This window comes from Fulvitalea axinellae, assembly GCF_036492835.1.
GTDB lineage: Bacteria > Bacteroidota > Bacteroidia > Cytophagales > Cyclobacteriaceae > Fulvitalea > Fulvitalea axinellae.
Window position 1 is genome coordinate 4,008,152 of the sequence record NZ_AP025314.1, and the last position, 11,350, is coordinate 4,019,501.

Sequence of the window (11,350 nt, forward strand, 5' to 3'; positions counted from 1 at the left end):
CATATGCCTTTTATCGATTTATCAGCCAAAAAAGAAAAAAACTCAAGATCAGACACCGGCGATTACACCGTCCCTCATCCCGAATTCCGTAAAATATACGTAAGCGTGCTCAAGGTTGGGCTCGATAGCCTCGCCTTTAAAATTGCCGAGATCTTCGGCCACCACTTCCACTAGCCAGCAGTCTTCGTCAGGAATAGTGGCGATAACGTGCATTTCGTTTTTCACTTTATCCAAATCATCGTAAGCCACCTTCATTCGCCAGACACTTCCTTTGGCCAAATCCAAAAAGCCTTTCGGAGAACCTTTATATCTTACTTGGCCCAAATTCAGCAAGGCCATGTCTTTACAGCTACTGGAAATATCACCCACAATATGGGTGGAAAGGATAATCACCACCTCTTTACGGCTCAAGTTGGTCAGCAAATTCCGAAAACGAATCCTTTCGTCAGGGTCAAGGCCCGTGGTGGGCTCGTCCACAATCACTACTCTCGGGTCGCCGATCAGCGCTTGGGCGATCCCCAGACGACGCTTCATACCGCCGGACAGCTTATTCGCCAGCCTGTCCCGGACATCGAAAAGGCCGACGGATCTCAACTGCTCGTCAACCGCCTCTCGGCGGGCTCTACGGTTCTTCATTCCCGAAAGGGATGCTGAGTAATCCAAAAACTCCCACGCCTTTAGCTTTGCGAAATACCGGAAATCTTGAGGCAGATAGCCCAACATCGTCCGGATTTCCCCTTTGTTTCTTTTCAGGTCATAACCGTTTACCTTGACCGTTCCCGAACTGGGATCGGCCAGCGTGACCAATATCCTCATGAGGCTGGATTTGCCCGCGCCATTAGGTCCCAAAAGCCCGAACATACCTTCGTCAATCGTAAGGTTTACGTCAGTTAGCGCTTGGTGGCCGTTTTTATAAATCTTGTTCAGGTTTCGGATTTCAATAGGCATATCAAACTAAAAATTTTTGTCCGCTCGGAGAACGGTCCCGAAAATAGACTGTCGTATCGAAAAAGGTCCGAGACAAGTTATCCACCCATTCTGAAAAAAATCTGAATGAATTATCGCCCCTACCTTCCTAACGAATAATCTCAATTCTTAATTACGTTAAATCCCCTCTACTTTGTCTTTATTTTTATACAAGCGGCTTATTTTGGTGAATAACGCCCCCCTGTTCGGAGAATCGCCTCCCGTACTACGATTCGCTAAATGGATAAAAGTTTAATCGACTAAAAAATATCAACTAAAAAAAACGTCCCGAAGGACGTATTTCTTTGATTAAAAGACATAATCTAAAATCATAAACTGCCAAACAAACCCGAAGGCAAACGAAAACTTCCGAAGCCCGCGCCCTCCGCTATATTCTCAACACAGTTTTTCAGCTCCGCATAACCAGAAGCTCGCAGACTTTTCTTCAAAGGTTCGCCTTCCGCTATATCGGGGGCTTTGAAAGTGGACACATAACGAACGCTCAGGTTAAACGAGCCAACCCCTTTGGCTTCCAACTGAAACCTGACCGAGTAAATGCTCTGCTTTTTGGGGTGCCGTCTCAAAACGGATTTCAGCGTGACCTTTCTCCGTTCCAAAGTGGAAACCCGCTCCATTTTGACGGATTCGGCCCGAGACGCCAATTTCTTAAGTAGGTAATTATATTCCATTCGCATAAAGTTTTGAGGTTTTCTTACAACCTTTCAAAACTTATGCCTTTTGCGGTAAAACAGTCTCTTTTTTCTTCTTCCCTCTTGGCTTGCTTTCTTCCTCTGGATAAGGCATCAAAATCTCAAATCTCGTCCCTTTACTCGGCTCGCTTGTGATCACCACTTTCCCCCTCAGCTTTTCCACCGCCCGACTAACCACAAACAGTCCAAGACCATTTCCTTTCGACTTCCTATTTGCCCTAAAATAGATGTCAAAGACTTTCGAAATATGCTCCTCGTCGATTCCCTCTCCGTTATCCTCCACAACTAGGCTTAGCGCCTCTCCTTTCTTACTTACGATAACCTTTACAAAAGCGTCGTCCTGACTTCTAAACACAATCGCATTATGAATCAAATGCTTGAATATCAACTCAAACGCCATTGGGAATGTATAAAGATCCGGTAGATCCCCTACTTCAGTCTCCAATCTGACATCGAAACGCTCAGCCTCTTTCGTAAATTCCCCACAAACCGAACCCAACACATCGCTAACCGACATCCACTGCCTATGCGGGCGCTCAAAATAAAGCTCTCCCACGGCCTGTAGCTTACCCAGCATATCGTCCATTTTCCGGATAGTAAGATCCACATTTCCGAAGAGCTCACGGGCTTCAGAGGAAATTCCCGACGACATATTCGCTAGGCCACAAAGCCCTAAAATGGTAGTGATCGGTTGCCTGAAATCGTGCGAAGCCCGGTAAAGCAGCTCGTTCATTTCTCCATGCGTACGATTAAGCTGCTCTGTCCGTCTTTTTACTTTCCGTTCCAGTCTCCGGTTCATTTCCTCCACATAACGATTGGCCTCTTCCAAACTCAACGCTTGTTCCTTAAGCTTTTTACGCTGACGTTTTACATGGTCGTTAAACCCTCTGAGTTTGCCTATCAACATTCGGTGGAGCCTGTTATAACGCCACATCGCGTAAGCGAAAATCATATTGATCAATAGAAAAACCGAAACGAACAACAAAATAATCGATTGCCTTTCCGATACGGTTTCGGCCTGCTGAAGCCGCAATTCGCTATCCATATTCGCCTGTCGCAAGCGTTCGGTTTCTTCCCGTTGCTTACTCATCTCGTAGCCGGATAAAAAACCGCCCACATTAGCGTAATTCTTCTTCTTCATTCTCAAAGAAGCATGCTTTACGTACTTGCGCTTAAGCATAAACCCCAAAGACTCATCCCCGTTAGCTTTGAAAAAATCGGCCATAACATCCAAAGGCTCGCAATCACTGATAAGCCCCTCCACTTGACTATACAAGCGAAACGATTCTCGGAAATGCTTACTCGCCTGATCATTCTTTCCTACCTGAAGGCTATAGCGCCCTTTTAGGTATGCCAGTTTCGCCAAAGCCCGGCGGTTTTCCACCATGCCGTAGATTCGTGACGCCTCGCCCAAGAGATGCTTCGCCTGCGCCGTATCGGGAATATTATGATTTAACGACAACTCTCCCCACAAAAGGAAACAGCGCCCCAACCACACATACTGACCTCTTGGCTCTAAAACTTCTTTCGCTTTGTTGAAGCACGCCAAAGCCTTTAGAAAATCAAATGAAGCGTATGTGGTATCAGCCAACACCTCTCCGGTACGCATGGCTATAATCCCGTACTCCGGCGACTCGGGAGCTTTTTGGCTAAAAAATTCAGAACACTCCCGCAAATTCCTCAACGCATACTTATGTACACCGAAGCGTTTGTACACTAACGCGATATCCATCCCCACCAACAATTCGTTCTTCACATCACCGGCCTCTACATAATACTCGCGGGCTTCGAGCAATGCGCCCAACGACTCTCCCATTAAGCACAAATCGGAGTAAACACCACCTAACGAACGGTTAACTTTGGCCACAAACGACGCCGTACTTGTGTTTTTGACCAGCGCCAAAGCCCGAACCATATTATTCTTCGCTCCCTCAAAATCGCCAAGATTCCACCTCGCCAATCCTATCTGATAATAAGACCTGCCTTCACGAAACGTAAAACCACACTTCTTCGATTTCAGCAAGGCCAACTCCGACAGCCTCTGCGTTTCCAAGGGCGTAGTGTTCCGGTAAGCGTACGAGACATCCAAAAGGCTGTCGACATAGGCTTTATGTTTTATGGCTTTCAGGTTTCTTGATGCTTTTGGCGGACTTTTCCTTCTCTCATTCTCTGCCCATAAAGAATTCGTCAGCACAAAAAACACCAAAACAATACAGTAGATTTTTTTCAATACTTATTCGATTTTCGTCTCGGATCACCGAAACAGCCAAACAATTCCCTGCCCAAGAATCATGTAAACCTCAAAAGCATATACTCAAAGCACATCCTTGTATTATTCCTGTTTTTAAATAAAAAACAGGAACAAAAATAGAAAAGTAGGTTTACGCAAACTATAATACAAAAAAATAACAAATACATACCCTCAAACAACAATCTTATCAAAAGAAAATAATTAAATGAAAGAATAAACAAATATCTTTAAAAGAAAATATTACAAGACTATAAAAAATAAAAACTTTAAGCCCTCCCGAATTCACAACCACTAGCCCCGCAAATCGCACAAACCACAAAAGAAGCAACAAAATGATTATTTTTATGCGAACAAATCATAATTTCATTGTTTTTATTGCGAAATTAACCGCATTCTCAACTCATTATTACGAGAAACACTTTTACTTAGCGCACTTCCCTTTTTAGCGGAAACCGCTTCGTCCTAACTTCTTTCATTATGGTTATCTCCGAAAAAAACACCGAACGTAACATTCTGCTAATAGACTGCCTTGACGCAAAAGGCCTAGTACCCAAAGCCACAAACGTTATATTCAAACACGGACTAAACATCGAGCGCAACCAAGAATTCGTTGACCAAGCCGACGAGCACTTTTTCATGAGATCCGAGATCGTCGGGACGGCGGACAGGGAGCTGCTGCTCGCCGACTTGGCCGAAGCCATGCCCCAAGACGCCAACATCCGGCTTAAGGAAAAAAGGAAAAAACGCATCGTCATCCTGGCCACCAAAGAGTACCACTGCCTCGGCGACTTGCTTACCCGACACCAATTCGGCGACTTGAATGCGGAAATCCTCGCCGTTGTCAGTAACCACGAGCACCTGCGCGACTATTGCGAAAAGTTCGGGATACCTTACCACTACGTGCCCACGCAGGGAATCGGCAGGGAAGAGCACGAGCGGGCGGTGCTTGACACGCTCGAAGCCTATGACTTCGAATACTTGGTATTGGCCAAATACATGCGGATCCTTTCCTCGGAGTTTATCCGCCACTTCGAACACCGCATCGTAAACATCCATCACTCGTTTTTGCCCGCCTTTATCGGCGCCAATCCCTATAGGCAGGCCTACGACAGGGGCGTGAAAATTATCGGCGCCACGGCGCATATCGTCACCGACGACCTTGACGAAGGGCCGATCATATACCAAGACGTAACGCCCGTCGACCACAGTTTCAGCCCGAAAGAAATGGCCAGAGCCGGCCGCGACGTCGAGAAAATCGTATTGGCCAAGGCCTTGAAGATCGTATTCGAGGACAGATGCTTTATCAGCGGTAACAAGACCATCATTATGCGTTAGGCTTTTTGGCTAAAACCCCTCGTTATTCTAAAGCGAAAACAAGGCGAATGCTGCTCGGACACTAATTGATAAATATGAGCACATACCGCCTTTTTGGTCCAAACACAGTATGTAACATACCTTTACATACTGTGTTTATACCCCTTACATAGTATGTTTGGAGGCCTTATACACTATGTTGGACACTAAAACCCAGCATATCTCCCATCCTGTTTCCTGATTTTTTGAAAAAATAAAACAGCACCCTTTCAGAACGCCGTAAAGCCCGCTATAAAAGCCTTATTCGTAAAAGTGAAAAGCACCATGTTTTTCATCCAGTCTTCTGATTTTCAATATTAAAAAAAGCGGAACGATCAGCTAAAAACCTTACACTCTTGCAGAAAACCTTTAGCGTCCCAATCCGCATCACGGTATTTTCCAAATAAAAAACCGCCGATAACACGGCGGTTTTCAATATTATTATCGTCCGGACCAAATAGGTTGGGAACTTATTAAAGGAAAAAGAAATCGTGAAGCGGTTTTATCTTTTGGCGAATACGATGGCTTCCGCACAGTTTCTTTTCGCTTTGCTATTCCCCCTTTACCATAAATCCAGACAAAGGTTTTACCTTCTTATTTGTCTTCGCCCAAGAATGGGTAGCGGTAGTCTGTCGGCGACACGAAAGTCTCCTTGATAGTACGCGGAGACACCCAACGGAGCAAGTTCAAACCAGAACCGGCCTTATCGTTTGTACCCGACGCGCGACCTCCACCAAACGGCTGCTGACCAACAACGGCGCCAGTCGGCTTGTCGTTGATATAGAAGTTACCGGCCGCGTTGCGGAGTTTATTAGTGGCTTGCTCGGCGGCGTAGCGGTCTTTTGAGAAGATCGCGCCGGTAAGAGCGTAAGGAGAAGTCTCGTCAACAAGCTCCAAAGCCTCTTCGAAGCGGGCGTCGTCGTATACGTAAACGGTGATCACCGGCCCGAAGATCTCTTCGCGCATGGTAGTGAACATCGGATCTTCGGTCAAGATAACGGTAGGCTCAACGAAGTACCCCTTCGACTTGTCGCAGTTGCCTCCGGCGATAACCTTGGCCACGTTGCTGTTCTTAGCCTCTTCGATGTATCCGGCGATCTTGTCGAAAGACTTCTCGTCGATAACGGCGTTGACAAAGTTGGTGAAGTCCTCGGTACCGCCCATACGGATCGAAGCCAAGTCTTCCTTAACGAAAGCCTCAACCTCAGGCCACATAGAACGCGGAATGTATGCGCGCGAAGCGGCAGAACATTTCTGTCCTTGGAATTCGAAGGCTCCGCGGGTGATGCCAGTAGCCACAGCCTTAGCGCCAGCCGACGGGTGGGCGATGATAAAGTCCTTTCCGCCAGTTTCGCCTACGATGCGAGGGTAACTCTTGTACTTGTGGATGTTCTCCCCGATCTTCTTCCAGATAGTCTGGAATACGCCAGTACTTCCTGTAAAGTGGATACCGGCAAAGTCAGGATGCTCGAAAATCACGTCGCCAGCCACAGGGCCCGAAGTGTAAACGAGGTTGATAACGCCGTCCGGCACTCCCGCTTCGCGGAACACTTCCATGATAACGTTAGCCGAATACACCTGCGTGTTCGAAGGTTTCCACACTACGGTGTTACCCATAAGGGCAGGGGCCGCAGGCAAGTTACCGGCGATGGCGGTGAAGTTGAACGGAGTCAGGGCGAAAACGAAGCCTTCCAAAGGACGTTGCTCCAAGCGGTTCCATACGCCCGGCGAAGACTGAGGCTGCTCCGAATAGATTTCCGTCATGAACTTGACGTTGAAACGCAAAAAGTCCACAAGCTCGCAAGCCGAGTCGATCTCAGCCTGGAAGGCGTTCTTCGACTGGCCAAGCATTGTGGCCGCGTTGATTTTGGCGCGGTAAGGGCCAGCGATCAGGTCGGCGGCCTTCAAGAATACGCTGGCGCGATGCTCCCAAGAAAGCTCTTCCCAGTAGCTTTTGGCTCCCAAAGCGGCCTTGATGGCGTCCTCTACGTGCGAGGCGTCCCCGTATGAGTAATGCCCCAGAATATGCTGGTGGTCATGCGGAGGCGACATCGGACGCTTGTCTTCCGTAAACACCTCGTTACCGCCGATGTACATCGGCACGTCGATCTGCTTCGAACGCGCTTCTTCCAAAGCTTCTTTAAGCGCTTTTCTTTCGGGAGTTCCCGGAGCGTAGCTCAATACCGGCTCGTTAACAGCCTCAGGAACCTGAAAAAAACCTTTTGCCATGTTATATCCCAGGTTTGTTGTTTATGAATTATTTGGTTTGTTCAATATGGACTGCCCAGGGCTCGGGCAGGCGCCATAAAGGTAAAACAAATCCCGCCGAATCCAAGGATTTATGCGGACACAGGACGGAATTCAATCTATTGCCAGACAATATAGTATCAACTTAGTTTAGGATTGTTCCAATGCCTATCCTTATCCCTATCTGTCTTTTTGTCCAGATTTTTTTTCAAGGCTTCCGTGAGGTCCACCCCAGTTTGGTTTGCCAAGCAGAGCAATACCCAAAGTACGTCGGCCATCTCGTCACCTAGGTTATCTTTTTCGCCTTTCTTAAACGATTGGTCGCCGTACTTTCGAGCCATAAGCCGGGCAAGCTCCCCTACTTCCTCGGTGAGGATGGCCATGTTTGTCAGTTCGCTGAAATAGCGTACGCCATGGGTTTTGATCCATTCGTCGACCAAGCCCTGCGCCTCTTCGATTGTAATGCCACTTGTTTTCATAAAAGTTGAATCTGCCCTGAGGCTTCTATTTTTTGTCTTTTGTATCAACGATAATCGTAACCGGACCGTCGTTGACCAACGCAACTTTCATATCGGCACCAAATTCTCCCGTAGCGACCGGCTTTCCTATCAAACCTTCGCAGACTTCCACAAAGCGTTCATACAGCGGAATAGCCACATCGGGACGGGCCGCTTTGATAAACGAAGGACGGTTCCCCTTTTTTGTGGAAGCATGGAGCGTAAATTGGCTAACCACCAGCATTTCGCCTTTTACGTCGCACAGGCTCAGATTCATCTTCCCCTCTTCGTCCCCGAATATTCTCATGCCGGCGATTTTCTTGGCGAGCCATTGTACGTCTTCTTTCGTGTCGGCGTCTTCCACGCCCAGCAACACCAACAAACCTTTTCCGATAGCGCCTTTAACGGCCGAGTCTATGGTTACGGACGCTTCCGAAACCCGTTGCAACACCGCAATCATAACAGTCTATTTTTTGTGTAAAACACATGAAGTTAACAAAAACGCAACGAAAATCACCGTCTGTGCGGAACGCATACTCGCCTAACTGAACCGAGGCCCAGGGAAATGTCAGGGAAAACCAGCAATCTTTTTCCATATTGCCCCGAAGTCCCTAAATTTAGACGTTGATATCTAGTGTAAAAAAGAGAAAAACAAGCTGATATATGCACGCTATCCTAGATTACGTATTATGGTACCCCAGTCCGGAAATTTTTCCCGGCACCTCCATTCCGGTCCGCTGGTACGGTTTACTTTTCGCCTGCGCCTTTATTTTCGGGCAGATGGTTTTGACCCGCACGTTCAAGGGCGAAGGCAAAGACGAAGGTCAAGTCGACCGCCTTGTTGTTTACATCATTACGGCCACCATCTTGGGCGCCCGCCTCGGTCACGTATTTTTCTATGAGCCTGCCAAATACTTGGCAAACCCTATTGACATTATCAAAATCTGGGAAGGTGGACTGGCCAGCCACGGGGCAGCTTTTGCTATTATCATCACGGTATGGCTGTACTGCAACTTCAAGTTCGACATCAGCTTGACAAAATTCAATGTCAAAAAGCAGAAACGTGAAGGCCAGAGCTTCTTCTGGGTAATCGACAGGTTGGTGATCTCCGTGGCTTTGGCCGGAGCGTTTATCAGGATGGGCAACTTCATGAATTCCGAAATCATTGGTAAACCCACCGATTCGGAATCCGGTGTGGTCTTCGCCCATGACCCTGTAAGGGTTATTGAACGTAACTTCCCATCCGTCGAAAAGGTCAGTTTCGAAAAAAATCCTGACGGAGCGGATATCGAAGGCTCGGTGCCGTTGAAAATGACACTGGAATTCAAAAAGAACGCCGCCAATAAGCAGACGGCGGAAAGGCTTCTTTCGAATAATCTTGGTCGCTTGCTCAAAAACTACCCTGCGGTAACCGACCATGTTTTCATCCCCGCAGATCAAAAACTAAAACTCGACATCAGCCAAAAACGCGGAATCGTGACCGCTGTGGCGTATGTCCGTGGCATACCGCGCTACCCATCCCAGCTATTCGAAGCGGCTTCCTGCGTCCTTATTTTCCTCATCCTGTATCTCATCTGGAATAAATACAGGCAGAACACCCCCCAAGGCTTGCTCTTCGGAATTTTCTTGGTCAGCGTGTTCGGGTTGCGCTTTTTGTACGAGTTTTTCAAAGAAAACCAAGTGAGCTTCGAGGACCAGATGACCTATAATATGGGGCAATTACTCAGTGTTCCCCTGCTTGCCATCGGATTTATCATGATCTTTTATTCCTTGACAAAAAAGCGTAATATTGAATAGCAGGAACTCTGCGCACTAAAAAAGACAATGCGCAAAATTAGATTTTGACAAAAAATCACAATAAACCCGACGCCTCGCATCGGGTTTATTTTTTCCCGAAAACAAATGGCCAAACTCGCTTACAGCCTTACTTTAATCCTTCTATTGCCTTGCGTGGCGCTCTTTGGACAATCCGCGCCCGATAAAGCAATAGACTCACTGGAAGTGAGCAACGTGTTTATTCTGGGAAACAGAAAAACGAAAAGTGAAATTATTCTTCGGGAATTGACTCTAGGCAAGGGACAAAAGGTTTCTGTAAGGAAATTAAAAGAGACGCTGGAAAGCGACCGCCAAAAGGTGATGAACACTCGGCTTTTCAACTCTGTCAAAGTGGACGCGACAGACGCCGGTCGGGGGCTTATCGATATCATCGTCAGGCTAAAGGAACGGTGGTATATTTTTCCCAGCCCAATTTTCCGCTTGGCTGACCGAAACTTCAACGATTGGGTGGAAAATCACAACGCCAGTTTCCAACGTGTCGACTATGGTCTGGATTTCAGGCATTACAACTTCCGCGGGCGGAATGAGAAATTGAAAATCAAGGGCCAGCTCGGATACACCCACAAGCTGGAACTCGGGTACAAGATTCCTTACCTGTCCCTTTCAAAAGACATCGGACTGAACATCAATTACAAATACGGCAACAACAACAACATTGCCGTTGACACAAAGGACAATAAACGGATCTTCCACACTGGCGAAAGCCGTGATCTTTCGCAATACCACAACGTGAACATCGGCATTACGAAACGAAAAGGGTTTTACACAAACCATGAATTCTTTGCCGGGTATCACTATAACATTGTAAGCGATACGATTCTGAAACTAAACCCCAATTTCTTCCTCAACGGAAAACGGAACATTTCCTATTTGTTCGCCGGCTACCACCTTTCAATCAACAAGAAAGACGCTCACGCATATCCTCTCAATGGTTACGCTATGGATTTGTATGCCGAACACCGAGGGTTTGGAATCACTGGCGATGTACGCCAAAGCATTCTGGATTTCAGGGCCAGCAAATACTATTCCCTGGGAGGACCTTTCTACGCAAGTCATGCCGTAAAAGCGTATGTTTCTTTCCAAGAAAAACAACCGTACCCGCTAATGAAAGGAATCGGCTTCGACCCTTTCACCATACGAGGTTATGAACTTTACGTGATTCAGGGACAATATATCGGCTTGATTAAAAATGACCTGAAGGCCAAAATATGGGGCGCTAACGTGAATCTGGGTAAGGTCATGCCGATCGACCAATTCCGTGATTTCCACTTCACTTTTTACGGCAAGCTCTTCGCCGACGCCGGCTATGTCCAAGGACCAAACAACCAGGAAGACAAAGGAAACGATATGGTCAACAAAGCCCAATACAGCGTCGGTGCAGGCCTCGATTTCGTTTCGTGGTACGACACTGTACTTAGCTTGGAATACGCTTACACCGCAACGGGAATCTTAAAATGGGCATTGAGATTCAATGCCCGAATCTAAATCTT

Annotated in this window: 9 protein-coding genes; 3 read left to right on the plus strand and 6 right to left on the minus strand. The window is 47.1% G+C overall.

Annotated elements, in window-relative coordinates:
• Positions 1-48: 48 nt before the first annotated feature.
• The 3 genes from AABK39_RS15160 to AABK39_RS15170 all read right to left on the minus strand — a co-directional run bounded on the left by AABK39_RS15160 (position 49) and on the right by AABK39_RS15170 (position 3,906).
• Complete coding sequence (locus AABK39_RS15160) at positions 49-948, minus strand: ABC transporter ATP-binding protein (RefSeq protein WP_338392188.1); 900 nt, start codon at positions 946-948, stop codon at positions 49-51.
• 347 nt (positions 949-1,295) lie between these two features.
• Positions 1,296-1,655 carry a hypothetical protein gene (locus AABK39_RS15165; RefSeq protein WP_338392189.1) on the minus strand — a complete coding sequence of 120 codons (360 nt, stop codon included), beginning with the start codon at positions 1,653-1,655 and terminating at the stop codon, positions 1,296-1,298.
• Positions 1,656-1,695: 40 nt separating this feature from the next.
• A complete protein-coding gene (locus AABK39_RS15170; RefSeq protein WP_338392190.1) occupies positions 1,696-3,906 on the minus strand; it encodes a HAMP domain-containing sensor histidine kinase in 2,211 nt (736 codons plus the stop codon).
• Positions 3,907-4,404: 498 nt separating this feature from the next.
• Here AABK39_RS15170 and purU point away from each other — a divergent pair, with 498 nt between their 5' ends.
• Positions 4,405-5,262: a formyltetrahydrofolate deformylase gene (gene purU, locus AABK39_RS15175; RefSeq protein ID WP_338392191.1), complete on the plus strand. Its 858-nt coding sequence runs from the start codon at positions 4,405-4,407 to the stop codon at positions 5,260-5,262.
• 612 nt (positions 5,263-5,874) lie between these two features.
• Here the strand turns inward: purU and pruA are convergent.
• From pruA to dtd, 3 genes are all read right to left on the minus strand, one after another.
• A complete protein-coding gene (gene pruA / locus AABK39_RS15180; RefSeq protein ID WP_338392192.1) occupies positions 5,875-7,509 on the minus strand; it encodes an L-glutamate gamma-semialdehyde dehydrogenase in 1,635 nt (544 codons plus the stop codon).
• 158 nt (positions 7,510-7,667) lie between these two features.
• Positions 7,668-7,991, minus strand: coding sequence for a nucleotide pyrophosphohydrolase (locus tag AABK39_RS15185; protein ID WP_338394694.1), 324 nt, complete (start codon positions 7,989-7,991; stop codon positions 7,668-7,670).
• 40 nt (positions 7,992-8,031) lie between these two features.
• A complete protein-coding gene (gene dtd / locus AABK39_RS15190) occupies positions 8,032-8,484 on the minus strand; it encodes a D-aminoacyl-tRNA deacylase (RefSeq protein WP_338392193.1) in 453 nt (150 codons plus the stop codon).
• Positions 8,485-8,687: 203 nt separating this feature from the next.
• Here dtd and AABK39_RS15195 point away from each other — a divergent pair, with 203 nt between their 5' ends.
• Complete coding sequence (locus tag AABK39_RS15195) at positions 8,688-9,821, plus strand: prolipoprotein diacylglyceryl transferase (protein ID WP_338392194.1); 1,134 nt, start codon at positions 8,688-8,690, stop codon at positions 9,819-9,821.
• A gap of 105 nt (positions 9,822-9,926) precedes the next feature.
• Complete coding sequence (locus AABK39_RS15200) at positions 9,927-11,345, plus strand: POTRA domain-containing protein (protein ID WP_338392195.1); 1,419 nt, start codon at positions 9,927-9,929, stop codon at positions 11,343-11,345.
• Positions 11,346-11,350 lie beyond the last annotated feature (5 nt).